Source organism: Actinocorallia sp. A-T 12471 (assembly GCF_033875155.1).
Taxonomy (GTDB): domain Bacteria; phylum Actinomycetota; class Actinomycetes; order Streptosporangiales; family Streptosporangiaceae; genus Actinocorallia.
The window spans coordinates 49,574-73,274 of sequence record NZ_JAWZTE010000020.1; the positions used below are offsets into that span (position 1 = coordinate 49,574).

Here is a 23,701-nt window from a genome sequence, read left to right on the forward strand (position 1 = left end):
CGGCCAGCGTGAGGAAGAACGAGCATGTCCGACGAGACAGCGCGCGAGGACCTGCGGCGGCGCGTCGCCGATTTCCTCGCCGAGCACGACCCGGCGACGATGGAAGAGCTTGAGTTCCTGCGCGCCCGCTATGACGCGGGCCTCGCGTGGGTGTACTACCCCGAGGGCCACGGCGGCCTCGGCCTGCCGCAGAGCCTCCAGGGCGACGTGGACCGCCAGTTCGCCCGCGCGAACGCGCCGGGCCCGAACGTCCGGGGCAACGGCATCGGCCTCGGCATGGCCGCCCCGACGATCCTCGCCTTCGGCACCGAGGAGCAGAAGAGCAGGTTCCTGCGTCCGCTGTGGACCGGCGAGGACATCTGGTGCCAGCTGTTCAGCGAGCCGGGCGCGGGGTCCGACCTCGCCGCGATCGGCACCCGCGCGGTCCGCGACGGCGACTCGTGGATCGTCAACGGGCAGAAGGTGTGGACGTCGCACGCGCACAATGCCCGGTTCGCGATCCTCGTCGCCAGGACGAACCCCGACGTGCCCAAGCACCGGGGGCTCACGTACTTCCTGTGCGACATGACCGACCCCGGCGTCGAGGTGCGGCCGCTGCGGCAGCTCACCGGCGAGGCCGAGTTCAACGAGGTGTTCCTCACCGACGTGCGCATCCCCGACGCGCAGCGGCTCGGCGCGGAGGGCGAGGGCTGGCGGGTCGCCAACGCCACGCTCAACAACGAGCGCGTCGCGATCGGCAGCGGCGGCGCGCCGCGCGGCGGCGGCATGGTCGGCGTCGTCGCGCAGACGTGGCGCGAGCACCCCGAGCGGCGCACCCACGAGCTGCACGACAGGCTGCTGAAGCTGTGGGTGGAGGCCGAGGTCGCGCGGATCACCGGGACGCGGCTGCGGCAGAAGCTCAAGCAGGGCCAGCCCGGCCCCGAGGGCTCGGCGATGAAGCTGACGTTCGCGCGACTGAACCAGCAGCTTTCCGGGCTCGAAGTGGAACTGCTCGGCGAAGACGGGCTGCGCTACTCCGACTGGACGCTCGTGCGGCCCGACGGCGTCGACTTCACCGGCCGTGACGCCGGATACCGGTACCTGCGCGCGAAGGGGAACTCCATCGAGGGCGGCACCTCGGAGATCCTGCGCAACATCGTCGCCGAACGGGTGCTCGGGCTGCCCACCGAACCCCGCGTCGACAAGGACATCCCCTGGAAGGACATCGCCAAGTGAGCGACCTCGAACTGCTCTACTCCGACGTCGAGGACGACCTTCGCGCGTCGGTCCAGGCGCTGCTCAACGACAGGTGCGACGCGGCGTCCGTCGCCGCGCTCTATGACGGTGACCGCGCGCTCGTCGCCGGGCTGTGGAAGGCGCTCGCGGCCGACCTCGGGCTCGCCGGGCTGCTGGTGCCCGAGGAGCACGGCGGCGCGGGCGCGTCGGCCCGTGAGGCGGGCGTGGTGCTCGAGGAGCTGGGCCGGTATGCGGCTCCGGTGCCGTTCCTGACCAGCGCGGTCGTCGCGACCGTGCTGCTCGCCGAGACCGGCGGGCCGCTGCTCGCCGCGCTCGCGGCGGGCGAGAAGACCGCGGCTCTTGCCGTCCCGCTGTCGACCGCGCCGCACGACGCGGTCCCGGCGACGGCCAGGGTCGAGCCTGAAGCGCATCTGCACGGCTCGGTGAGCAGCGTCGCGGGGGCGCTGGAGGCCGATGTGCTGCTGGTGCCCGTGCGGACCGGCGACGCGATCGCCGTCTACGCGGTCCCGGTCGCCGACGTGGCCCTCACGCCCGTCGTGTCGCTCGACATGACCCGTCAGCTCGCCGACGTGACGCTCGGCGGGGCGGCGGGCGAGCTCGTCATCGCCGACGGGGAGGCGGCGATCCGGCGTGCGCTGCTCGCGGGGGCCGCGCTGCTCGCGTCGGAGCAGGCGGGGCTCGCGCAGTGGTGCCTGCGCTCGACCATCGACTACCTGAAGGAACGCCGCCAGTTCGGCAGGGTCGTCGGCGGCTTCCAGGCGCTCAAGCACCGGCTCGCCGACCTGTTCACCGACGTGGAGTCGGCGGGCGCGGCGGCCCGCAACGCCGCCGCGGCGCTCGCCGCCGACTCCCCCGACGCCGACCTCGCCACGGCGGTCGCCCAGGCGTACAACGCCGACCTCGCCGTCCGCGCCGCCGAGGAGGCGGTCCAGCTGCACGGCGGCATCGGCATGACCTGGGAGCACCCCGCCCACCTCTACCTCAAGCGCGCCAAAGCCGACCAGATAGCCTTCGGCACCCCCGGCTCCCACCGCGCCCACCTCGCCGAACTGGCCGACCTCCCCGCCCCCGGCACCCCCTGACCCCACCCCCCGCCCGACCCCGACCCACCCGGCCAGCCGGGGCCACCCCCATTCCCCCACCCCCCAAAACACCACAGCACACACCGCACCCCCACGCCACGCCTCAGGACGCGGCGCGTCAGAGCGTCGCGCCTCAGGCGTCGCGCCTCAGGACGCGGCACGTCAGAGCGGCGCGCGTCGCGGGCTGGGGACCGCGTCTCAGGATGTCGCGTGTTCGCGAGGCGCCGCAGCACGGCGCGCGTTAGCGCGGCGTGCTTCAGGGGTTTGGGGGTGGGGGGTCGCCTTCGGCCTCGCGGAGGAAGGACTCGACGAGGGCGACGGCCTCGGCGTGGCCGGTGTGGAAGCCGAGGGCGTCTTCGAGGGAGAGCATGCGGGAGAGGCTGGAGATGAGGACCGTGACGACCATCGGGGACAGCGCGGGGGCGAGGCCGTAGCGCGGCAGGATCTCTTCCAGGGCGGCGACCTGCGCCTGCCGGAACAGCTCCGAGTAGCGGGCCATCTCCGCGCGCACCGCCTCGCTCTGCGCGGCGATCCCGGTGAACTCCATGGTGATCGCGACCGCGGCGGGGTCGGTGCTGTAGCGCCACAGCGCCCACAGCGGCTGCTCCCCCGCCAGCGCGCGCGCCTGGAAGGCGAGGCCCTCCTCGGCGCGGCGGCGGAAGACCTCGACGAGAAGCTCGTCCATCGTGCGGAAGTAGTAGTGGACGAGCTGGGGCTTGAGCCCGGCGCGGGCCGCGACCCTGCGTGAGCTGACCGCGGTGTGGCCCTCCTCGAGCAGCAGGCGTTCGGCCGCGTCGAGGAGCACGCCGCGGTTCTTGGCGTCCGGCGCGCCGATGCGGCGCGGCGATGACATCTGGTCGACCTCCTGGGAGCCGCGCGGCTGCGGGGCGGGCTTGGCGGGCTGATCCATCGTACCGTCACCGTCCGCTGTGACCTTGACCACAGGATGGCACCGTGCTAAGCATATGCTCAGCAAGTCTGAGCACATGCCCAGCATCACTGTACGAAAGTTCTATTCTTCTTCAAGTAGAGGGCCATTACCGGCCGCCTACCAGCACGGTCAGCTTGCCGAACCCTTCTCCCACCCCCCAGGTGAAGGATCCAAAATGGCCCCATCCCTGCCGTCACTGCCGCTCGGACGCGCGCACCGCGGCCTCGTCTCGCTGGGCGAGCTGTTCTCGATCGGCCTCGAGGGCCTGCGCCGCACCTGGGACGTGCGCCGCTGGTTCTGGGAGTTCATCGAGCAGTTCGCGTTCCTCGCCCGCGTCACCACGCTGCCCGTCATCCTCGTCGCGCTGCCGCTCGGTGCGACGGTCGCGCTCCAGGTCGGCGACCTCGCCGGACAACTCGGCGCGCAGTCCGCGACGGGCGGCGCGGTCATCGTCGGCCTCGTCCGCGAGGTCGCGCCGATCGCGGCGGCGCTGATCATCGCGGGCGCGGGCGGCTCGGCCATGACCTCCGACATGGGCGCGCGCAACATCCGCGACGAACTCGCCGCCATGGAGGTCATGGGCATCAACCCCGTCCACCGGCTGGTCACCCCGCGCATGTGGGCGGCGAGCCTCGTCGCGACGCTGCTGGCCTCGCTCGTCATCATGTCCGGCGCGGTCGGCGGGTTCGTCTTCAACGTCCTGCTCCAGGGCGTGACGCCCGGCGCGTACTTCGACGGGGCCCTCGGCCTGCTGCGGGTCTCCGACCTCTACGTGACGCTGTTCAAGGCATGGCTGTTCGGCATGATCGCCGCCCTCGTGGCCTGCCACAAGGGGATGAACTGCGAGAAGAGCCCCGTCGGGGTCGGCCGCGCGGTGAACCAGGCGACGGTCGTCGCGTTCATGCTCGTGTTCGCCTTCAACTACATCATCACCACCATCTACTTCCTCGCGTACCCGCCGGAGGTCTGATGATCATCGACGTCCAACGCGATGCGGCGGTGCGCGTCCTGCGGGTGTCGGCCTCGGCCGCGCGCCGCACCGCGTCCCTGTCCGCATGGCCGGTCTTCTTCCTCAAGGTCGTCTTCTACTCGCTGCGCGACATCGTCTTCCGGCTGCGGTACGGCAAGACCGTCGCGCTCCAGGTGAGCGACATCGTCATCGGGGTCGGCGCGACGGTCGTCGGCGGCGGCATGGTGTTCGTGATCTTCATCATGGCGCTGTTCCTCGGCACCGAGGTCGGGCTCCAGGTGTACACCGGGCTCCAGGTCATCGGTGCCGAGTCGTTCATGGGCCTGGTCGGCGCGTTCGTGAACGTCAGGGAGACCACCCCGATCATCGCCGCGATCGCGCTCGCCGCGCAGTGCGGGTCGTCGTTCACCGCCGAGCTCGGCGCGATGCGCATCTCCGAGGAGATCGACGCCCTTGAGGTGATGGGCATCAACTCGTTCGTCTACCTGATCTGCACGCGGGTGGTCGCGGCGCTCATCGCGCTCGTACCGCTGTACCTGATCGCGCTGTTCGCGAGCATCTTCGCCACCCGGACGATCAGCACCGAGTTCTTCGGGCTCGCGCCCGGCGTGTTCGACTACTACTTCTACCTGTACCTGCCGCCGCGCGACCTGTTCTACAGCGCCGCGAAGGTCGGGATCTTCGCGTTCGCCGTCATCACCATCCACTGCTACTACGGCTATCACGCGAGCGGCGGGCCGGTGGGCGTCGGACGGGCTGCGGGCCGGGCGATCCGGCTGTCGATCGTGGCGATCGTGGCGCTGAACCTCCTGCTCTCCTACGTGTTCTGGGGGCAGGGCGGCTCAGTGAGGCTGGCCGGATGAGCGGGCCGGAGACCAGCGCGCAGGCGCGCGGGATCGCGATCACCCTCGCCACCGCCGTGGTGCTCGTGGCGCTCGGCTTCCTCGTGGTCGCCAAGCCGTTCGCGGCCAAGGGGAAACTGCTCACCGCGGACTTCGGCGCGGCGGGCCAGGGGCTCACCGAGTCGTCGCCGGTGAAGATGCGCGGGGTGACCGTCGGGCGGGTCAGCGGGATCGCGCTCGCCCCCGACGGCGGCGCGCGGCTGACGCTGCGGATCGACGCGCACGTCGCCGTCCCCGACACCGCCGTGGCCGCGCTCGAACCCGAGTCGGTGTTCGGGCCGAAGTTCGTGAACCTCGTGCCCGGCCCGCACGAGGAGGCCGGGCCCTTCCTCGCCGACGGCGCGACCATCACCAGGACGTCCGACAGCCTCGACCTCACCGGGCTGCTCGCCGACGCCGACGCCGCCGTCGGCGCGATGGACCCCGAGCGCGTCGCCGTCATCGTGGACGCACTCGCCCAGGGCCTCGGCGGCGCGGGACCGAACATCGCGGGCCTGCTGGACAGCACCGGGACCCTGGTCGGCGTCGCGCACGAGCACCGGCACAGGGCCGAGACCTTCCTCGACGACCTGGCCAGGCTCGCGCGGCTGCGCGGAATCGGCGCGGACACGTCGACCACGGTCGTCAACGCGAACGCGCTGCTGCACACGCTCACCGCCGGCAAGGACCGCGGCCTGAAGACCGCGGCGGGCGTCTCCCAGCTCTCGGCCCTGCTCGGCCCGGGTCTCACCAGGCATGAGGGCGATCTCAGGGCCGCGTTCCGCTCGGGCGAGAACGCCGCCGCGTTCATGGACCACATCCTGCCGGTCGGCGGCGACGGGGTGCGGACCGTCATCGACCTGCTGTGGGTGTTCAAGGCGATCAGCTGGTCCCCAGGACCGCAGGGCAGGCACCTGCTCGCCGCCGAGATCCTGCTCCCGACCGACCCGTGCGAACTCATCATCGGCATCTGCCCGACGGGAGGTCGGTGACATGCCCAAGGGACTGCCCTCCGACGCCAGGGCCAGGCTGCGGCTCAGCTCACTCGTCCAGGTGATCGTGTTCCTCCTCGTCACCGGCGTTCTCACCGCCTTCATCTCCGCGCAGATCGTGCGGCTGGGGTTCGGCGAGACCTACCGGCTCACCGCGGTCTTCGCGGACGCGAGCGGCCTGCGCTCCGGCGACAAGGTGAAGATCGCGGGCACGCCCGTCGGCCAGGTCGGCGACATCAGGGTCGTCGGCGGCAAGGCCGAGGTCGAGCTGAAGGTGGAGACCGCGCACCGGGTGCCGCGCGACAGCGAGGCGGCCATCCGGTGGCGTGACGCGGTCGGCCAGCGTATCGTCTACCTGGTGCCGGGCTCCGACCCGGCAATGCTCGGCGACGGCGACAGCGTCGCGCGGACCCGTTCGGTGGTCGACGTCGGCGACCTCATCAACCGGCTCGAACCCCTCGCCAGGGGCCTTGAGCCCGACCAGGTCAACGCCGTCCTCGCCGCGATCTACACCGCGATGGACGGGACCGAGGCCGACGCCGTCGCGCTGCTTGCCAACATCGAGCGCCTGTCGGACACCCTCGACGGCCGCAAGCAGACCCTCGAAGGTCTCCTCGCCGACTTCTCGACGGTGAGCGGCGTCCTCGCCCGGCGCGACGGCCAGATCGCCAAGGCCGTCGACGACCTCGCGACGCTCACCGAGGCGTTCGCCGACAACCGCGCACTCGTGGACGACGCCCTGGAACAGCTCGCCGAGACCCTCCGCACCACCGACAAGGTCGCCGGGGACAACGCCGACGAACTCGCCGCGCTGCTCGGGCGGCTCAGCGCCGTCATGGACGGCACACGCCGCAACCTCGGCCCGCTCCAGGGCCTGATGCGCACGACAGGACCGAAGTTGGAGGACATGTTCGACATGGTCAACGAGGGCAGGTTCCTCATCGGCGCGGTCCCCTGCCTGACGCTCGCGCCCGGCCCGTGCCCGTACGACGTGAAGCTGAGCGAGCTGCCCGAACGCGGCGCGGGCCAGGCCGCGCCGTCGCTGCCGGAACTCGTCGTGGGAGGCGGGTGATGGCGCTCAGATCGTTCCGCGACCGTGACCAGGCTGTCCTCGGCGTCGTCTCGGTGCTGGTGATCGCGCTCGCGCTCGTCGCGGTGTTCGTCACCGGGTCGACCGGCCTGCTCCAGGACCGCTACACCGTCACCGGGGTGTTCGCCGGGACGGGCGGGCTGCACGCGGGCAACGAGGTGCGGGTCGCCGGGATCAAGGTCGGCGAGGTCACCGCGGTCGAGCCCGACTTCACCCAGGGGGTCGTACGGATCACCTGGAAGGTGGACCGCGCGGTCGATCTCGGGCCGCGCACCCGCGCGGAGATCAGCACCTCCAACATCCTCGGCGGCAGGTACCTGCGGCTCAGCGGACCCGTCGCGAAGCCCTATCTCGCCGACCTTCCCGAGCGCGAGCGCAGCATCCCGCAGGAGCGGACCAGGCTGCCGATCACCGCGGGCGACGTGATCTCCACCGGCACCAAGACCCTCGGACGGCTCGACGCTGAGCTGATCGGCGACGTCATCGACAAGCTCGGCGGCATCTCCCCGCAGACCCGCGAACGGCTCGCCGACGCGCTGCACGGCCTGACCCAGCTCGCCGACGCGTTGGAGAACTCGGGGCCCGAGCTGCGCGAACTCGTCGGCAGCGCGGACCGGCTGCTCGACGTCGTCACGGCCAAGGACGCGCAGCTCGCCAGGCTCGCCAGGGGCCTCCAGGCGCTGCTCGACCAGCTCCGCGACCGCGAGGCGGAACTCGCCGTGCTGTTCGGGAGCGGCAGCAGCGCGGTCACCCGGCTGTCGAAGCTCATCGACACCCAGCAGCAGGCGCTGATCGACCTGATGGACGACCTCGGCGGCACCGTCGCCACGCTCAAGCCCGGCCTTGACGACATGAACACCACGCTCGCCTGGCTCGGCCCGTCGATGGGCGCGTTCGCCACCATCGGCTCCTACGGCCCCTGGCTCGACGCGGTCGGCACCCAGATCGGCCCCGTCGCGCCCGAGGACCTCGCCGACCTGCTCGGGACGAAGCCGTGAGGCCCGGCCGCGCCCGCGCGGCGCTCGCCGCGCTCGCCCTCGCCGTACCGCTCGCCGGATGCGCCCTGCCCGGGGTGTCCGACGGGTACCGGATGACGGTGTTCTTCGCCAAGTCCCCGTCCCTGTACGAGCAGTCCAGGGTGAAGGTGATGGGGGCGAACGTCGGGATCGTGGAGCGGATGTCGATCGACGGGCACCGGGTCCGCGTCGACGTCCTCATCGACGGGAGCGTCCCCGTCCCGGCCGACGCGATGGCGACGATCAGTGCCGAGACCGTCATCGGCGAGCGGAGCGTCGTGCTGTACCCGCCGTGGAAGCCCGGCATGGCCAAGGCCGCGCCCGGCACCGTGATCCCGGTCGAGCGGACCGAGCCGCCCGTCGAGATAGACGAGGCGCTGAGCTCTTTCACCAGCCTCACCGAGGCGCTCGACCCGGAGAAGGTGCGCGGGCTGCTGCACATGGGGGCCGAGCTCGTGGACGGGCGGGGTGAGGGCGTCAACAGGGCGTTGGAGACCACGGCGAACGTCGCCGAGGACCTCGCCGCGCAGGATGAGCAGATCGTCTCGGTGGCCGAGCGGATGCGCGACCTCGCCGCGTCACTGAACAAGCGGGACAAGAAGCTGCGGGCGCTCATCGACGCCTTCAGCCAGACCAGCGGGCAGCTCGCTTCGGAGCGGACCAGGCTCAAGAACCTCCTCGTCGGCCTCGAGGCGCTGGTCCGCAAGGGCGAGGTCGTCGTCACCGCCTACCGGGAGGACCTGCCGAAGACGATGGCGGAGACCTCGTCGCTGGTGATGACGCTCAAGGCCAACAGCGCCTCGCTCGCCCAGGGCATCGCCGGGCTCGCCGGGGTCACCGACGCGATCGGCGGCGCGTGGGCCCCCGAGCACGACGCCATCAGGATCAGGGTGCACCTCAACGCGACGCTGCGGATCTGGCTCCAGCCGCTGTTCGACGCGATCGGCGCGGGCGAGGTCCCCTGCCTTGACGAGCCGATCGGCAACTGCCCCGACGAGGTCGCGTGGGAGGCCGGATCATGAGACGCGCCCTCGCCGTCCTGCTCGCCGTCGTCGCGGTCTCCGGCTGCTCGCTCCAGACGCTCGGCGCGCCCAAGGGCAGCCTGACCCTGTACGCGGTCTTCGATGACGTGCAGAACCTCGTGCCGGGCCACGGCGTGCAGATGTACGACGTGCGGGTCGGGTCGGTCACCGACGTGCGGCTGCGCGGCTACCGGACCCGGGTGACGCTGTCGCTGGTCGACGGCACCCGGATCCCGGCCGGGACGGCGGCCGCGATCGCCAAGACGAGCCTGCTCGGGGAGAACTACGTCAGGCTCATCCCGCCCGAGGGGGTCTCGCCGCGCACGTCGCCGCAGCTGGCGTCCGGGACGGAGATCGAGCGGACCTCGGTCGAGCCCGACCTTGAGCGGGTCACCGCACGGGTCGGGCCGGTGCTGGCCGCGCTGGGCGGTGAGGATCTCGAGGACATCGTCGCCGGCCTCGCCACCGGACTCGACGGGGCAGGGCCCAGGCTCCAGAAGATCATCCGTGAGGCTTCTGCGGTTTCGGAGAGTTACGCCGACGCGGGACGCGACCTGCGCGACCTCGTCGACGGGCTCGGCCGGCTCGGCTCCGCGCTCGCCGAAAGCGCCCCCGAGCTCGGCGAACTGCCCGACGCGCTCGTGGAGATGACAGCGCGGGTGCACAAGGACCGCAAGCAGCTCAAGCAGACCCTCACCGACATCACGGCGCTCGCCGAGACCGCGAACAGGGTCGTCCGGGAGGAGCACGGGACGCGGCTGCGGACCCTGCTCCAGCGGCTCGACCGCATCCTGCGGGCGATGCTGCGCGGCAGGGACGACCTGAAGACCGTCACCCGCGACCTGCTGGAGAAGCTGATGAAGGCACCGCGCGTCACCCACGAGGGCCAGGCGCTCGCCTACGCCTACCTCGCCGGGTTCCTGCCCGCCGCGCCGCCGCCGCGGCGCGACTTCGCCGCCGAGCTCAGGCGGCTCCTCGGACCGAATTGAGAGGCCGCGATGAGACCCCGCATCATGATCAACCTGGCGGTCTTCGCCGTCCTCGCGGCGGTGATGGTCTCCTGGGCGGTGCTGACGCTGCTGCCGCTCAGGTTCGGCGCGCCCGCGCTGCGGGTGGAGGCGGAGTTCGCGTCGTCGCCCGGGCTGCGGCCCGGCCTCGAGGTCGACTACCTCGGGCTGCGGGTCGGCAGCATCGAGCGGGTGCGGCTGCGGCCTGGCAAGGTCGCGGTGACGCTGCTGCTGGAGACGTCGCCTGAGCTGCCCGGCGGGCTGACCGCGTCGGTGCTGCGCAAGTCGGCGGTCGGTGAGCCTTATGTCGAGCTCGAACCGGCGGACGCGGCCGACGCGGGGCCTCGGCTGCGCGACGGGGACGTCATCCCGCTCGGCCGCACGAAGGTCACCGTCGAGTACCAGCGGCTGTTCGAGAGCGCGGGCAAGACGCTGCGCTCGGTGGACCCCGCCGACCTGCGCGTCCTCACCAGGGAGCTGGCCGCCGGGCTCGACGGGCGCGGGCAGGACCTGCACGACGCGCTCGCCGACCTCGACCAGCTCGCCGGGACCGTCGCCGACGACGCCGGGGTGCTCGACGCGCTCGCCGTCCAGCTCACCGCCCTCGCCGGGACGCTCGCGGACAAGGGACCGCAGGTCGCGTCCGGGATGAACGACCTCGCGGCGTTCACCGAGACGCTCGGCGGCTCGCTCAAGGAGGTTGACGCGCTCATGACCCGCGCGCCGGGGTTCCTCGACCAGGTCAACGGCTTGCTCACCGATTCGCGGCCCGGCCTGCGCTGCGTCCTCACCGCGATGGGCACGCCGGGTGCTCCCGTGTTCACCTCCCAGAACGCGAAAACGCTGGAACACGGGCTGCTCAACCTGCGCGACGTGTTCCCCAGGATGGTCAAGGACGTCCTCGCCAACCGGCCGGAGGGCTCCTATGTGCGGGCGACGCCGATCATCAGCGTCGCGGGTCCGGTGCCGAACGCCGAGGAGTACCCGCGCTCGCTGCCCGACGCGAAGATCCCGCCGATCTACACGTGCCGCACCGACAAGGCCGCCAAGAGCCCTGCCGCGCCCGGCTCGCCGAGCGCGAAGCCCGGGGCGTCGGACGAGGCGGCCCGGCCGGCCGGGACCGATCCCCGGCAGGTCTTCGAGACCGCACGGCCCGGGGCCGCCGCGCGCCAGGAGCCGTCAGGGTTCCGGGCGTGGTGGCTGCTCGTCGCGGGGGCCGGGCTCGTCCTGCTCGGCACCGCCGCCCACACCGTCCGCCAGCTCCACGCGACCAGGAGAAGACCATGAAGACGAGCACCCCCACGGAAGCCGACCGCACACCAGACGACGGGAGCCTCGCTGCGGACGCCGGGCAGACTGAGCCGGAGGCCGCGACGGACGAGCCCACCAAGGACCGGGACGCCGAGGAAGAGGGGCCCGAGGAGAAGGACGCCGAGGAAGAGAGGCCCAGGGAGAAGAAGGCCGCGTCGAGGAAGCGGGTGGGGTTCCGGCTTGTCGCGTCGCCGAGGGTGTCGCGGCGGTTGTCGGTGGCGGCGCTCGTGCTGGTGTTCCTCACCGCCGTGGTGACGGCCGGGCTCCAGTGGCACGAGGCGGGCAGGCTCGCCGGACAGGACAGGGTCGAGCAGGAGGTGCGGACGCGGTCCGCCGAGTTCGCCCGCGCGCTGCTCGCCTACCGGCACACCGAACTGCCCGACGCGCAGCAGCGCATCCGCGCGCTCACCTCGGCGGACTTCGGCAGCACCTACGACACCGCGTTCGCCGAACTGTCCGGAATCATCACCAAATACCAGGCCGACGCGACGGCCACGGTCCGCGACGTCTACCTCAGCGAGATCGACGGCCAGCTCGCCAAGACCCTCGTCGTCCTCGACAGCGAGGTCAAGAGCACCCTCGGCGTCCGCCACGTCAAGGGCTCAAAGCTGATGCTGGAACTCGTCAAGGAGAAGGGCGCGTGGCGCGTCGACGCCATGACGACCCTCCCCGCCGACGACGACGTCCTCACCGACCCCGACGGCAAGGTCACCTCCACCGCCGACAGCGACGCAGCCCTCTCCCCCACCGACCCCGCCAAGGAGAAGGACAAGCCCTGACGTCCCTCCTCCTGGCCCGCGCGGGCCCGTCCTCGGGGGACGGGCCCGCGCTCACCCCGCTGTCACGGGCATGTCGTGGTGCAGTGGGCCGGTGGTGCGGTGCAGGGGGGCGGCGGTCGCGCCGTGGCGGGCCGCGACGATCTCGGCGGCGATGGCCAGGGCTGTCTCTTCGGGGGTGCGGCCGCCCAGGTCGAGGCCGATCGGGGAGCGGAGCCTGGCGAGTTCGGCGTCGGTCAGGCCCGCCTCGCGCAGCCTGGCGAGGCGTTCGGCGTGGGTGCGGCGTGAGCCCATCGCGCCGACGTAACCGACGGGCAGCCTTAGCGCGACCTCGAGGAGCGGCAGGTCGAACTTGGGGTCGTGGGTGAGCACCACGACCGCCGTTCGGGCGTCGGTCGGGGTCGCGGCGAGGTAGCGGTGCGGCCAGTCGACGACGACCTCGTCGGCGTCGGGGAAGCGGGCCCGGGTGGCGAAGACCGGGCGTGCGTCGCAGACCGTCACCCGGTACCCGAGGAACCCGCCGAGCGACGCGACCGCCGCGGCGTGGTCGATCGCGCCGAACACCAGCAGCCGCGGCCGTGCCGCCGCCGAGACGACGAACACCTCAAGCCCCGGACGGCAGTGCACCGCCCGAACACCGGTCACGCCCATCGCCAACATCGCCCGCGCCTCGGCGACGATCGCCGCGTCCACGTCCGCCTCCCCCGTCCCCCCAACGTGCCCCTCCGGCGTGATCACGAGCACCGCACCCGCACCGCCGACATGCCCGTCAGGCGTGACCGCGAGCGTCGCGCCCAAGGCGTCGCCGCGGCCCTCAGGCGTGACCGCGAGCGGCGCGCCCGAGGAGCCGACGTGTCCCTCCGGCGTGGTCGTGGGGGGTGTGCCGGAGGTGGTGAGGACGTGGGCGATCGCTACGGGTGGGGGGCCGGTGGCGGCTTTGAGCACCGGGTGGGGTGGGGCGGGGTGGACGCTCACCTCGACGGTGCCGCCGCAGGTCAGGCCGACGGCGAAAGCCGTGTCGTCGGCGTAGCCGAAGGTCTCGCGGACCGCTACGCCGGTGCGCAGCACCTGCCGGCACAGCTCGTAGACCGCGCCCTCGACGCAGCCGCCCGACACGCCGCCGACGGCCTCGCCGGTCTCGGCGACCGCCATCGCCGCGCCGGGCGGGCGCGGCGCGCTCCCGCCGACGCCGACGACGGTCGCCAGCGCGTACCTGACGCCCCGCCCGCTCCACGCGAGCAGCGTCTCGGCGATCTCCCGCACACCGCCTCCTTCCCGCACCCCTGGCCCGGCGTGCGGAGGGCACGCCGGGCCAGGGGCGTCCGGTCACTTGAGCATCGCGCCGGCGTCGATGGGCAGGGTGACGCCGGTGATGTATCGGCCCTCGTCGGAGGTGAGGAACAGGACCGCGTTGCTGATGTCCACCGCCTCGACCCACGGGATCGGCAGCGCGTTCATCATCTGCGAGATCGGGGCCATGTCCTCGGCCGTCGGGTTCTCCAGGTCGGGCCGGAACATCCGGAACGTCATGTCGTTGATGAGCATCGGCGTGTTGACCTGGGTGGGGTGCACCGAGTTGACCCGGATGCTGTGCTGGGCCAGCTCCACCGCCATGGTCCGCATCAGCCCGACGACGCCGTGCTTGGTGGAGACGTAGTTGCCGATGAACGGGTGCGCCTTGAGGCCGCCGACCGAGCTGGTCAGCACGATCGACCCGCCCCGGCCGCCCTCGATGAGGTGCGGGACCGTGGCGCGCGCGGTGTGCCAGACGCCGGTCAGGTTGACGTCGACCGAGTCCTTCCAGTGGTTCGGGTCCATCTTCTCCACCGCGTCGCCGGAGGCCGCGAGGCCCGCGTTGGCGACGACGATGTCGAGCCTGCCGAACCGTCGGACGCCCTCGGCGGCGGCCTCGGTGAGCGCGTCGAGGTCGCGCACGTCGGCCTCGACCGCGTAGATCCGTCGGCCGGTCTCCTCGACCAGCCTGACCGTCTCCTGAAGGTCCTCGGGCGTGGACATCGGGATGGGCACGCTGTCGATCTGCTTGCAGATGTCGACGGCGATGATGTCGGCGCCCTCCTCGGCGAGCCGCACCGCGTGGCTGCGGCCCTGGCCGCGCGCCGCGCCGGTGATGAACGCGACTTTTCCTGCTACTCGTCCGGCCATCGCTACCTCGTTTCTTGAGCACTTCTCATGGGGGGTGGGTGAGACGCACGTGGTGCCGTCCGGGGCCCGGTCGAGGGCGCGTCGGCCGGGCCCCGGACGGCGGTCGCGGCCCGTGGGAGCGCCCGCTAGCGCGCGCGTCGGCGGCGCAGGAGGGCGATCAGGACGAGGAGCAGGACCGCCGCCCCGAGCGGCGGGGCGAGGTGGCGCAGCAGCCCCGTGGACGGCCGGAGCAGGTCGATCGGGGCCGCCTGGGGCGGCGGCGTGGCAGCGCTCTTGGAAGCAGCCTTGGGAGGTTCCTCAGCGGGTTCCTCGGGCGGCTGCTCGACGGCGCGTGATTCGAGCAGATGGGCTTCGAGGTTGGCGGCGAACTGCCCGATCAGCGACGCCGCCACGTCGGCGAGGGTACTGCGGCCGAATTGTGCGGGTTTGCCGGTGATCGCGAGGTCCGTGTCCACCTGGACGGTCGTGGCCCGTCCGTCGTCGGTGAGCGTGCAGGTGACCGTGGCCTTGGCGGTGCCGCCGCCGCGCGTCTCGCGTCCGCTGGCTTCCAGGACGGCGACCTTGGCGGCCTCGTCAAGGGAGACGAAGGCGACGGTGCCGGTGTAGGTGAGGCCGATCGGGCCGAGCTTGACCTTCACCTTGCCGCCGAACCTGTCGCCGTCGTGGGACGTGAGGGTCGCGCCCGGCACGCACGGCGCGATCCGCTCGATGTCGAGCAGGACGGTCCACGCCTCGGCGGCAGGCACGGGGATGCTGAGGCTGTTCTGGAGTTTCACCGTGCCTCCTGCTCGGTCGACTCGGCGGCCGCGCGGACGGCCTTGAGGATGCCCTGGTAGCCGGTGCAGCGGCACAGGTTCCCCGACAGGGCGTCGCGGATCTCGTCGTCGGTGGGGTCGGGGTTGTCCTTGAGGAACGCGGTCGCGGTGACGACGAAGCCCGGCGTGCAGAAGCCGCACTGGAGGCCGTGGTGTTCGCGGAACGCCTCCTGGACCGGGGACAGGGTCCCGTCCGGTGCGGCGATCCCCTCGACCGTGGTCAGTTCGGCCCCGTCAGCCTGCGCGGCGAACATCAGGCAGGCCCGCACCGCCGCGCCGTCAAGCAGGATCGTGCACGAGCCGCACACGCCGTGCTCGCAGCCCAGATGGGTGCCGGTGAGCCCGCAGTGCTCGCGCAGGAAGTCGGCGAGGGTGAGCCGCGCGGGGACCCGTCCCCTGCGCTCCCTGCCGTTGACCCTGAGCCTGATCTCCACGACGTCAGACATCGCCCGCCTCCTCCACTGCGCGTTTCCAGGCCCGCGCGACCATGACGCCGCCGATGTGCCTGCGGTAGTCGGCGGACGCGTGCAGGTCGGCCGGGACCGACCCGAGCTCCGCCAGGGCCGCCTCGGCGACCTCCTGCGGGGTGCGCTCGGCGGCGGCACGCCCGGTGAGGTCGGCTTCGGCGGCGGTGGCGCGGCGCGCGGTCGGGCCGAGCCCGAACATGCCGATGCCGCACCGCTCGATCAGGCCGTCCGCGTCGAGTTCGACGGCGACGGCCGCGCCCGCGATCGCGAAGTCGCCGCTGCGCCGCGCGAACTCCGCGACGGCGTAGCCGGAGCGCGGCACGCGCTCGGGGAAGGTGACGCCGGTGAGCAGCTCGTCCTCTTCCAGGAGCGTGGTCCACATGCCGGTGAAGAAAGCCGACGCGGGCAGCGTGCGGCTCCCGCGCGGCGACAGCGTCTCAAGCTCGGCGTCGAGGGCGAGCGCGACCGCCGGGTACTCGGCGGCCGCGTCGGCGTGCGCGATCGAGCCGCCGAGCGTGCCACGGTTGCGGATCTGGAAGTGCCCGATCAGCGGGGTCGCTCTAGTCAGCAGCGGCACATACCGGGCAACCGTCGCGGACCTGCCGATCTCGGCCTGGGTGGTCGCCGCGCCGATCCAGACGCGTCCGTCACGCCGCTCGATCCCGCGCACTCCGGCGACGCGGCGCAGGTCGACGAGGTGGCCGAAGACCGCGAGGCGCAGCGCGAGCATCGGCACGAGGCTCTGCCCGCCCGCGATCAGCTTCGCCTCGTCGCCGAGGTCGGCGAGCAGCGCGACGGCCTCGGCGGCGGTCTCGGGCGCGTGGTAGAACAGCGGCGGCGGCTTCATCCCGGCACCGCCCCACGGCGGCGGCGGTCGTGCATCATGCTTCTCCTGTCGTCGGGGCTGACGCGCGCCGGATCGCGGTGAACAGCGACTCGGGCGTGAGCGGCAGGCTGGTGATCTTGACGCCGAGCGGGGCGAGCGCGTCGGCGACGGCGTTGACGACGGCCGGCGGCGCGCCGATCGCGCCGCCCTCGCCGACGCCCTTGTAACCGCCGGGCCCGGGTCCGGGCGTCTCGACGTGCCCGTACTCGATGACCGGCACGTCGGTGCTGGTGGGCAGCAGGTAGTCCATGAACGTCGTGGTGACGGGGTTGCCGTCCTCGTCGTAGGCGAGGTGTTCCAGCAGCGCGCCGCCGATCCCCTGGACGGTCCCGCCCGCGATCTGGCCCTCCACCACCGTCGGGTTGATCATCGGCCCGCAGTCCTCGCTGACGATGTGGCGCAGCAGCCGCACCGCGCCGGTCTCCACGTCGACCTCGCAGGTGCACAGGTGTGTGGCGTTGGCCCAGATGACGGGCGCCTCCGCGCGGTGTCTGCCGCTCGCCTCAAGGCCGGGCGGGACGCCGGGCGGCAGCGTCTCTGGCTGGAAGTAGGCGATCTGGGCGATCTCGGCGAGGCCGATCTCGCGGTCGCGCTTGCCGCGCACCCCGGCCCTCCCGCGCACGACCTCGATGTCGCCGGGCGACGCCTCAAGCCGGTGCGCTGCGATCTGGGCGATCCGCTCGCGCAGGATCGAGGCGGTGGCCTCGACGGCCCCCGCCGTCATCGAGCCCGACCGGCTGCCGCCCGTGCCGCCGCCGAAGGGGGTGATCGCGGTGTCGCCCTGGATGGTGTTGACGTCTTCGATGTCGACGCCGAGCGCGTCGGCGGTGAGCTGGACGACGGTCGTCTCGATGCTGTTGCCGGTCGAGCCGCCGCTGACGTACACGTTGACCTTGCCGGACGGCTCGATCCTGATCGTCGCGCCCTCGGTGGAGTGCAGCCCGAGGTTGTCGGTGGTCGGCTCGACATACGTGCAGGTGCCGACGCCCAGGTAGCGGCCCTCTTCGCGGGCCTTGGCCTGTTCGGCGCGGAAGGCGTCGTAGTCGAGCATCTCCAGCGCCTGCTCGAACGTCTCGAGCGGCGTGACGTCGCTGTAGGGCATGCCGTTGTGGTTGGTGTAGGGCAGGTCCTCGCGGCGCAGCAGGTTCTTGCGGCGGATCTCGGCGGGGTCGACGCCCATGCCGCGCGCGGCGATGTCGAGCAGCACCTCGCGGGCGACCGACTCGAACTGCCACGGCCCCCGGTAGGCGGTGCGGCCGACGGTGTTGGAGAACATCGCCCGGGTCGCGAACGTGCCCTGCGGGACCCGGTACGGGCCGGGGAACAGGATGCCGACCACCGCGCACGTGTTCATCGGGTACGGGATCGGATAGGCCCCGACGTCCTGCACGAAGTCGATCGCGGTCGCGAGCATCGTGCCGTCGGCGTCGAACGCGACACGGACGTCGGCCTGGTCGTGCCTCGCCTGCCCGGCCGCGAGCAGGTTCTCCCTGCGGTCCTCGATCCACTTCAGCGGTCCCGGCGTGCGCAGCGCGGCGAGCAGCACGACCATGTCCTCACGCTGCGGGAGGACCTTCTGGCCGAACCCGCCGCCGGTGTCGCGCATGACGACCCGGACGCGGTGCTCGTCGAGGCCGAGCAGCCGCGCCGCGAACAGGCGCAGCTCGTGCGGGGACTGGGTGGCCGCCCAGATCGTCAGCTCGCCGGTCGCGGGCTCCCACTCGGCGACGAGGCCGCGCGTCTCGATCGGGACCGCCGCGTAAGCCTGCTGGGAGATGGTCTCGCGGAAGGTGTAGGCGGCTTCCTCGAAGACCGGGAAGGACTCCACGGGCAGGCCCGCGAGTTCGACCGCGACGTTGTCCGGGTAGGCGGCGTGGACGCGCTCCGCCGACTCCCGCGCGGTCCGGTAGTCCACGACGGGCGGCAGCGGCTCGTAGTCCACGATGACGAGGTCCACGGCGTCCTCCGCGAGGTACCTGTCGTCGGCGACGACGAGGGCGACGGGGTCGCCCACGAACCGCACCTCGTCCTCGGCGAGCGGCGGCCGGGGCACGTCCTCGACCTGGCCGATGAGCGTGTACCACGCCTCGCGTACTGCCGGGTTGAGGTCGGCCGCGGTGTAGACCGCGTGGACGCCGTCGAGGGCGAGGGCCTCGCTGGCGTCGATGGCCTCGATCCGCGCCCTGGCGAGCGGGCTGCGCACGAAGCAGGCGTGCAGCTGGCCGGGCCGGGTGACGTCGTCGACGAAGGTGCCGTGGCCGGTGAGGAGCCTGCGGTCCTCGACGCGGCGGACGCGGGTGCCCGCGTACCGGCTTCCGGCCGTGGGCGCGGCGGGGCCGTCGGGAGTCCGTGGTTCTTCGGTGAGCCGGGTACCGCTGTCGCTCACTCAGGGCCTCCTTCGACCGGGTGCGCGGGGGGTGTCGCCCCGGATGCTGAGCATGCGCCCAACATCCGCTGAGCACATGCTTAGCATTCGCCGGAAAGGGCGTCAAGGTCGGCTCGGAGCACGCTCTTGCAAACGCGAAAAGCCTGGTGGCGACAGGCTTTGCGGCGACGAGAGGGTCCTGGCGCGCGAAAGCGCCGCCGCGCGTTCAGGCACCGTGCGCGGCGGTCGCTTGGCGGCTCGGACCTACCTCAGAAGACCTCCCCGAGGTCACTTCGGACGAGCGCGGCCATGCTGTGCTCGGCGAACGCGGCGATCGTCATCGCGGGGCCGCACGCGCCCGTGGAGCCGGGGACGCGCGAGCCGTCGAGCACGTACAGGCCGCGGTGGCCGAGGACGCGGCCGTGCGCGTCCACCGCCTCGCCGACGGGCACGCCGCCGAGCGGGTGCCAGGTCGCGGGCTCCACGGGCGCGGTCTCCACGACCATGCCGCCGCCGGTGTCGGCGAACGCGTCCATCCGCTCGGCGATGAGCTTGGCGACGTCGGCGTCGGCCGACCTCGGCCAGGTCAGGATGGCGTCGTCGGCATCGGCGTCGTACTCCCAGCGGCCCTCGGGCCGGACGATGCCGCATCCGGCGAGCGCCATCATCCGGGCCGGGCTGGGCGGCAGGATCGGCGAGCCCGCGTGGACGACGGTGTAGGGCAGCGGGCTTCCCGGGTCGCGGCCGCCGACGCATGAGGGGCCGCCCTGGGGGCGACCCGGGTCGTCGTCCATCTGGACCCAGGCGTAGGCGCGGTTGCCGTTGTTGCCCCAGCCCGTGCCGACGGCGTCGGGGAGGTCGGGCACGAGGCCCTTGGCGCGCGCCTTCACCAGCAGCCGGGTCGTGCCGGGCGACCCGGCGGCGAGGAAGACCGCGTCGGCGGTGATGGTCTTGTGCTCTTGGACCTCGCCGTCGGTGTCGAGGCGGTCGACGCGCAGCAGCCAGCGGCCGCGCGGATCGAGGGCGAGGTCGCGCACGAGGTGCAGGCTCGCGACGGCGACGCGGCCGGTCGCCTCGGCGGCGGCCAGGTAGGTGGCGTCGACCGAGTGCTTGCCGCCGTTGTTCACCCCGTAGGCGAGGTCGCCGGTGGTGTAGGTGGGCGCGTATCTGCCGTCGAGTTCGCCGCGCACGTAGTCCCAGTCGACGGGTACTGGAAGCCGGAATGTCTCGAGTCCTGCCTTTTCTGCGGCGTCGAGGAACAGCCGGGACGAGCGATAGGGCTCGGCGGCCAGGACGTCGTCGGGGATGGTGGCGAGGCGCAGCATCCGCGCGACCGTCGGGTACGCCCAGGCGTCGAGTTCGCCGTACAGGTCGGCGAGCGCCGGGAGGGACAGGGCGAAGTGGTCTTCCGGCGGCTGGAGCACCATCCCGTGGGAGACGAGCGAGCCGCCGCCGACCCCGGCCGCGCAGTTGACCGTCGTCCCCCGCGCCCGCAGCGTCTCCACGAGGCCGGTGTAGGGCTGCCAGGTGGTGAACACGCCGGGGGTCGTGCTGCGGTCGGTCAGCCAGCCCGCGCGCCGGTCGAGCCCGTCCACGCGCGGGAACGTCGTCGCGTCCGGCCCGGTCGGCCAGCGCACCCCGCGCTCAAGGACAAGGGTGTCGACGCCCGCCTCGGCGAGCCGCAGCGCGGCGACCCCACCCCCGAACCCCGTCCCGACGACGACGGCCCGCGCATGATGCTCACTGACCTCGGGCCCACCACCCCGACCGGAAACGCGGACCTGCGAAGCCCCGACCCCACCGGACGACCCGCGTTCCTTGCCGCCCTTCGAGCCGGGGACACGGACTCCGGAAGACCCGGCACCGCGCTCCCTACCGCCCTTCGGGCCGGGGACGCGGCCTTCCGAAGACCCGGCTCCACCGGGCAACCCGCGGGGGACACGGACGCCCAAAGACCCGGACCCGCGTTTCCTGCCGCGCTTCGGGGCGGGGACGTGGGCTTGCGAAGATGCGGCTTCGGGGGGTGACCCGCGTTGCTTGCCGTGCTTCGGGGCGGGGACGTGGGGGTGCGCGGGCGCTGTCGCGCCGGGCGTGCCGTCGTCGGGCCCTGGCGCGGGGGTCGGGGACGGCGGGGTGTTCGGCACGGCGGCTCCAAGGCTCGGGTGGTGCCGCGGCGGGGCCGCGGTGCGGGAGCAGCAGGGGAGCCCGCGGGAGCCGACGGCGAAGTGACGCTCCGCGAAATCCCTGTTCCGCGATCAACATAAAGGCGCACACGCCGAACGACAAGACCCTTATGCGAATCAGAGAACATCATTTCCGCGTGGGTGTGCGCTACCTACCGTGATACTCCGTGCCGTTGTCCCACCAGACGGGCTCGAGACCCGAGTCGCGCACGAGCGCGACGGCGTCGTCACGCCGCCGCGCCGGGACCGCGAGGACGACTCCCCCGGTGCGCGGCGCGCCGCGCGCGAGCGCCGCGCCGAGCCGTTCCACGGGTTGCAGGTGCAGGCCCCGCGCGCCGAGCACGGGATAGGTGTCGGCGACGGCGACGAGCGTCCCCGCGGGGCCGCGCAGCGTGCCCCACAGGCCGGCGAAGTGGCCCACCCGCCAGTCCGGGGGCGGTCCGTGCGCGGCGTCGCCGTCGGCGAGGTAGGCGTCGAGCAGCCCGGGCGCGGGCCGCGAGCCCCACAGCTCCCCGGTGTCGGGGTTGGCGACGGGCACCGCGGCGAGATCCCGCGCGGCGAGCCCGTCAAGCAGGGCGAGCAGCCCTTCGCCGGTCCACTGGCCGGTGGCCGGGACCGCCGCGACCGCACCCGAGGAAAGCAGCTCGATCGCCGCGCCGACCCCGGACGCCGACGTGCCCGCGCCGTCCGGGCTCCCGGCGCGCGCGACCCCGGCCCAGGCGTCGGTGTGCGGCGGCTCCCCCGGCGGCCGGGCGGCGGCGAGGTCGCCCGGCCAGATCGCCGTCCCGGCCGCCGCAGCGAACTCAGCGATCCCCGGAAGGCCCTCGGTGCCGAGCAGTGCGGCGACAGCGAGGCGGGCCCAGAACGGCCCGCACATCTGGTCAGGCTGCGGCAGCGCGCGCCGGTGCGCGGCGAGCAGCGCCGCCGCGCCCGGCAACCTGACGACGCGTTCGAGCCGCGCCGGGCCGACCATCCTCAGTACCGCCAGAGGTGCGCGGCGAGCACCTCGTCGAGCTCCTTGCCCTCCGCCCACGCCCGGTCGGCCTCACGGACCGCGGCGAACGCGCCGAGCAGGTCGGCGCCCAGGGCCTCGCGCAGCGTCTCGCTGCCGACGAGCGCGGCCTGCCGCTCCTCGGGCGTCGTCGGCAGAAGGCGGATGCCCTCCTTCTCCCGCTCCTCCTCGGTCCACGCGCCGGGGTTCTCCTGGACGGGGGCGGGCGGGGTGAGGCCGTCGGCGATCCCCGCGAGGCCCGCGGCGATGACGGCGGCGAGCGCGAGGTAGGGGTTCGCCGAGGCGTCGGACGGCTTCAGCTCGACGTTCGCGTGCGCCGCGCCGAGCAGGCCCGTCGCGGGCACGAACCGCAACGCCGCCTCCCGGTTCTCCACGCCCCAGAACGCGTAGGCGCTGGAGAAGTACCCGGGCCGCAGCCTGTGCAGCGACGGGATGCTCGGCGCGGTGATCGCGGTGACCGCAGGAAGGTCGCGCAGGATGCCCGCGAGATAGGCCGCGCCCTCCGGGGTCAGGCCGTGCGGGCCGTCGCCGCCGGACAGCAGGTTGACGCCGTCGCGGGAGACCGAGGTGTGCAGGTGCCAGCCGTTGCCGACGCCCGCGGCGGAGACCAGGGGTGAGAAGCTCGCGCGCAGCCCGTGCGCGCGGGCGGCGGCGTGGATGGTCTGCCTGGCCAGCAGCTGCCGGTCGGCGGCGGTCACCGGGTCGGCCGCGGCGAGGCTCAGCTCGAACTGGGCTGGCCCGTACTCGGCGTGCAGCTGGCCGATCTCGACGCCGTTGTCGCGCAGGTCGCGCAGCAGGCGGGCGGCGAACCCGTCGACCTCCAGGAGCGCGCGCGGACCGTAGGCGGGCCCTTCGAGGGCGAGCGCCGTGCCGCCGTCGCCGCGCGGCTCGGCGAGGCTGAGGTGGAACTCGAGCTCGTAGCCCGCGCGGAACGCCAGGCCGCGCTCGGCCGCCCGCGCGACCTGCCGTTCCAGCGCCGAGCGCTGGTCGTAGGGCCACGGGGAGCCGTCGGCGGCGATCTGGCGGCCTGGCGCCCACGCGAACTCGGGCTGCCCGGCGAGCCTGACGATCCTGTCCACGACCGGGACCAGCCGGACATCGCCCGACGGGGTGCTCAACCCCGCGTGCCCGAAGGTGATGCCGTCGTGGGTGTCGAACACCGCGAACAGCGTGGTCACCCCGACGCCGCGCTCGGCGGCCGCCTCGAGCTGCTCGATCGGGACGGTGCGGGAACGGGTGATGCCGTTGTTGTCGGCCCACGCGACGGTGAGCCCGACGACGCCCTGCCTGGCGAGCACCGCGGCCTTCTCGCGCGTCTTGTCGGCGGTGATGTCCTGTGCCATGAATCGCCCCTCGATAACAACTGCGCAAAAGTCGGAAACAGCGCCGACATACGCGTTCACCTGCGGATATATGAGCGAGATCCGCAGTTCCACGACCGCGTACGGGCGATGGCGCGTGAGCGTATCAGCCGCGCACGGCGACGACCATGCCAA

General features: G+C 72.8%; 21 protein-coding genes. 11 read left to right on the forward strand and 10 right to left on the reverse strand.

The genetic code is table 11. The features are described 5' to 3' along the window. Positions 1-24 precede the first annotated feature (24 nt). Positions 25-1,215, forward strand: coding sequence for an acyl-CoA dehydrogenase family protein (locus R9X44_RS34155; protein ID WP_319818519.1), 1,191 nt, complete (start codon positions 25-27; stop codon positions 1,213-1,215). Further along, complete coding sequence (locus tag R9X44_RS34160) at positions 1,212-2,318, forward strand: acyl-CoA dehydrogenase family protein (protein WP_319818520.1); 1,107 nt, start codon at positions 1,212-1,214, stop codon at positions 2,316-2,318. The genes R9X44_RS34155 and R9X44_RS34160 overlap by 4 nt, the downstream gene beginning before the upstream one ends. Positions 2,319-2,574: 256 nt before the next feature. Here the strand turns inward: R9X44_RS34160 and R9X44_RS34165 are convergent, their stop codons facing one another. Next, positions 2,575-3,228 carry a helix-turn-helix domain-containing protein gene (locus R9X44_RS34165; protein WP_319818521.1) on the reverse strand — a complete coding sequence of 218 codons (654 nt, stop codon included), beginning with the start codon at positions 3,226-3,228 and terminating at the stop codon, positions 2,575-2,577. A gap of 196 nt (positions 3,229-3,424) precedes the next feature. On the opposite strand from R9X44_RS34165, the gene R9X44_RS34170 reads away from it, so the two are divergent. From R9X44_RS34170 to R9X44_RS34210, 9 genes are read left to right on the forward strand one after another with little or no spacing between them, the layout of a single operon-like run. Then, positions 3,425-4,219, forward strand: coding sequence for an ABC transporter permease (locus tag R9X44_RS34170; protein ID WP_319818522.1), 795 nt, complete (start codon positions 3,425-3,427; stop codon positions 4,217-4,219). Beyond that, positions 4,219-5,082, forward strand: a complete 864-nt coding sequence (locus tag R9X44_RS34175) for an ABC transporter permease (RefSeq protein WP_319818523.1) — start codon at positions 4,219-4,221, stop codon at positions 5,080-5,082. The genes R9X44_RS34170 and R9X44_RS34175 overlap by 1 nt, the downstream gene beginning before the upstream one ends. Continuing rightward, the gene (locus R9X44_RS34180; protein ID WP_319818524.1) at positions 5,079-6,092 is read left to right on the forward strand and encodes an MlaD family protein; all 1,014 of its coding nucleotides are present in this window, start codon (positions 5,079-5,081) and stop codon (positions 6,090-6,092) included. The genes R9X44_RS34175 and R9X44_RS34180 overlap by 4 nt, the downstream gene beginning before the upstream one ends. A 1-nt stretch (position 6,093) precedes the next feature. Further along, positions 6,094-7,164: an MCE family protein gene (locus R9X44_RS34185; protein ID WP_319818525.1), complete on the forward strand. Its 1,071-nt coding sequence runs from the start codon at positions 6,094-6,096 to the stop codon at positions 7,162-7,164. Next, positions 7,164-8,180 carry an MlaD family protein gene (locus R9X44_RS34190; RefSeq protein WP_319818526.1) on the forward strand — a complete coding sequence of 339 codons (1,017 nt, stop codon included), beginning with the start codon at positions 7,164-7,166 and terminating at the stop codon, positions 8,178-8,180. The genes R9X44_RS34185 and R9X44_RS34190 overlap by 1 nt, the downstream gene beginning before the upstream one ends. Continuing rightward, the gene (locus R9X44_RS34195) at positions 8,177-9,220 is read left to right on the forward strand and encodes an MCE family protein (protein WP_319818527.1); all 1,044 of its coding nucleotides are present in this window, start codon (positions 8,177-8,179) and stop codon (positions 9,218-9,220) included. The genes R9X44_RS34190 and R9X44_RS34195 overlap by 4 nt, the downstream gene beginning before the upstream one ends. Beyond that, positions 9,217-10,209: an MCE family protein gene (locus R9X44_RS34200; protein ID WP_319818528.1), complete on the forward strand. Its 993-nt coding sequence runs from the start codon at positions 9,217-9,219 to the stop codon at positions 10,207-10,209. Before R9X44_RS34195 ends, R9X44_RS34200 begins: the two co-directional genes overlap by 4 nt. A 9-nt stretch (positions 10,210-10,218) precedes the next feature. Further along, entirely contained in the window at positions 10,219-11,514 is a 1,296-nt protein-coding gene (locus R9X44_RS34205; RefSeq protein ID WP_319818529.1) for an MCE family protein, read from the forward strand. Beyond that, complete coding sequence (locus R9X44_RS34210) at positions 11,511-12,317, forward strand: hypothetical protein (protein ID WP_319818530.1); 807 nt, start codon at positions 11,511-11,513, stop codon at positions 12,315-12,317. The genes R9X44_RS34205 and R9X44_RS34210 overlap by 4 nt, the downstream gene beginning before the upstream one ends. Before the next feature lie 51 nt (positions 12,318-12,368). Here the strand turns inward: R9X44_RS34210 and R9X44_RS34215 are convergent, their stop codons facing one another. The 9 genes from R9X44_RS34215 to R9X44_RS34255 form a co-directional block, all read right to left on the reverse strand. Beyond that, on the reverse strand, positions 12,369-13,577 hold the full coding sequence (locus R9X44_RS34215) for an XdhC/CoxI family protein (RefSeq protein WP_319818531.1): 1,209 nt from the start codon (positions 13,575-13,577) through the stop codon (positions 12,369-12,371). Positions 13,578-13,640: 63 nt separating this feature from the next. Beyond that, a complete protein-coding gene (locus tag R9X44_RS34220) occupies positions 13,641-14,477 on the reverse strand; it encodes a mycofactocin-coupled SDR family oxidoreductase (RefSeq protein WP_319818532.1) in 837 nt (278 codons plus the stop codon). Between the two features lie 125 nt (positions 14,478-14,602). Continuing rightward, positions 14,603-15,253 (reverse strand): SRPBCC family protein, encoded by a 651-nt coding sequence (locus R9X44_RS34225; RefSeq protein WP_319818533.1) that lies wholly within the window; start codon positions 15,251-15,253, stop codon positions 14,603-14,605. Then, complete coding sequence (locus R9X44_RS34230) at positions 15,250-15,738, reverse strand: (2Fe-2S)-binding protein (RefSeq protein ID WP_319818534.1); 489 nt, start codon at positions 15,736-15,738, stop codon at positions 15,250-15,252. Before R9X44_RS34230 ends, R9X44_RS34225 begins: the two co-directional genes overlap by 4 nt. Further along, a complete protein-coding gene (locus R9X44_RS34235) occupies positions 15,731-16,606 on the reverse strand; it encodes a xanthine dehydrogenase family protein subunit M (RefSeq protein WP_319818535.1) in 876 nt (291 codons plus the stop codon). The genes R9X44_RS34230 and R9X44_RS34235 overlap by 8 nt, the downstream gene beginning before the upstream one ends. 34 nt (positions 16,607-16,640) lie before the next feature. Continuing rightward, on the reverse strand, positions 16,641-19,031 hold the full coding sequence (locus tag R9X44_RS34240) for a xanthine dehydrogenase family protein molybdopterin-binding subunit (protein WP_319818536.1): 2,391 nt from the start codon (positions 19,029-19,031) through the stop codon (positions 16,641-16,643). Between the two features lie 248 nt (positions 19,032-19,279). Then, entirely contained in the window at positions 19,280-20,938 is a 1,659-nt protein-coding gene (locus R9X44_RS34245) for a GMC oxidoreductase (RefSeq protein WP_319818537.1), read from the reverse strand. Positions 20,939-21,341: 403 nt separating this feature from the next. Continuing rightward, positions 21,342-22,166 carry a DUF6885 family protein gene (locus R9X44_RS34250; RefSeq protein WP_319818538.1) on the reverse strand — a complete coding sequence of 275 codons (825 nt, stop codon included), beginning with the start codon at positions 22,164-22,166 and terminating at the stop codon, positions 21,342-21,344. Positions 22,167-22,168: 2 nt separating this feature from the next. Continuing rightward, positions 22,169-23,548 carry a glutamine synthetase family protein gene (locus R9X44_RS34255; RefSeq protein ID WP_319818539.1) on the reverse strand — a complete coding sequence of 460 codons (1,380 nt, stop codon included), beginning with the start codon at positions 23,546-23,548 and terminating at the stop codon, positions 22,169-22,171. Positions 23,549-23,701: the final 153 nt, after the last annotated feature.

What these genes read in the sequence shown, in the direction of transcription:
- R9X44_RS34210 (WP_319818530.1), top strand. Translation starts at nt 11,511, where the DNA reads ATGAAGACGAGCACCCCCACGGAAGCCGACCGCACACCAGACGACGGG.
- R9X44_RS34190 (WP_319818526.1), top strand. Translation starts at nt 7,164, where the DNA reads ATGGCGCTCAGATCGTTCCGCGACCGTGACCAGGCTGTCCTCGGCGTC.
- R9X44_RS34250 (WP_319818538.1), bottom strand. Translation starts at nt 22,166, where the DNA reads ATGGTCGGCCCGGCGCGGCTCGAACGCGTCGTCAGGTTGCCGGGCGCG.
- R9X44_RS34220 (WP_319818532.1), bottom strand. Translation starts at nt 14,477, where the DNA reads ATGGCCGGACGAGTAGCAGGAAAAGTCGCGTTCATCACCGGCGCGGCG.
- R9X44_RS34165 (WP_319818521.1), bottom strand. Translation starts at nt 3,228, where the DNA reads ATGGATCAGCCCGCCAAGCCCGCCCCGCAGCCGCGCGGCTCCCAGGAG.
- R9X44_RS34230 (WP_319818534.1), bottom strand. Translation starts at nt 15,738, where the DNA reads ATGTCTGACGTCGTGGAGATCAGGCTCAGGGTCAACGGCAGGGAGCGC.
- R9X44_RS34255 (WP_319818539.1), bottom strand. Translation starts at nt 23,548, where the DNA reads ATGGCACAGGACATCACCGCCGACAAGACGCGCGAGAAGGCCGCGGTG.
- R9X44_RS34180 (WP_319818524.1), top strand. Translation starts at nt 5,079, where the DNA reads ATGAGCGGGCCGGAGACCAGCGCGCAGGCGCGCGGGATCGCGATCACC.
- R9X44_RS34185 (WP_319818525.1), top strand. Translation starts at nt 6,094, where the DNA reads ATGCCCAAGGGACTGCCCTCCGACGCCAGGGCCAGGCTGCGGCTCAGC.
- R9X44_RS34155 (WP_319818519.1), top strand. Translation starts at nt 25, where the DNA reads ATGTCCGACGAGACAGCGCGCGAGGACCTGCGGCGGCGCGTCGCCGAT.
- R9X44_RS34235 (WP_319818535.1), bottom strand. Translation starts at nt 16,606, where the DNA reads ATGAAGCCGCCGCCGCTGTTCTACCACGCGCCCGAGACCGCCGCCGAG.
- R9X44_RS34200 (WP_319818528.1), top strand. Translation starts at nt 9,217, where the DNA reads ATGAGACGCGCCCTCGCCGTCCTGCTCGCCGTCGTCGCGGTCTCCGGC.
- R9X44_RS34205 (WP_319818529.1), top strand. Translation starts at nt 10,219, where the DNA reads ATGAGACCCCGCATCATGATCAACCTGGCGGTCTTCGCCGTCCTCGCG.
- R9X44_RS34175 (WP_319818523.1), top strand. Translation starts at nt 4,219, where the DNA reads ATGATCATCGACGTCCAACGCGATGCGGCGGTGCGCGTCCTGCGGGTG.
- R9X44_RS34170 (WP_319818522.1), top strand. Translation starts at nt 3,425, where the DNA reads ATGGCCCCATCCCTGCCGTCACTGCCGCTCGGACGCGCGCACCGCGGC.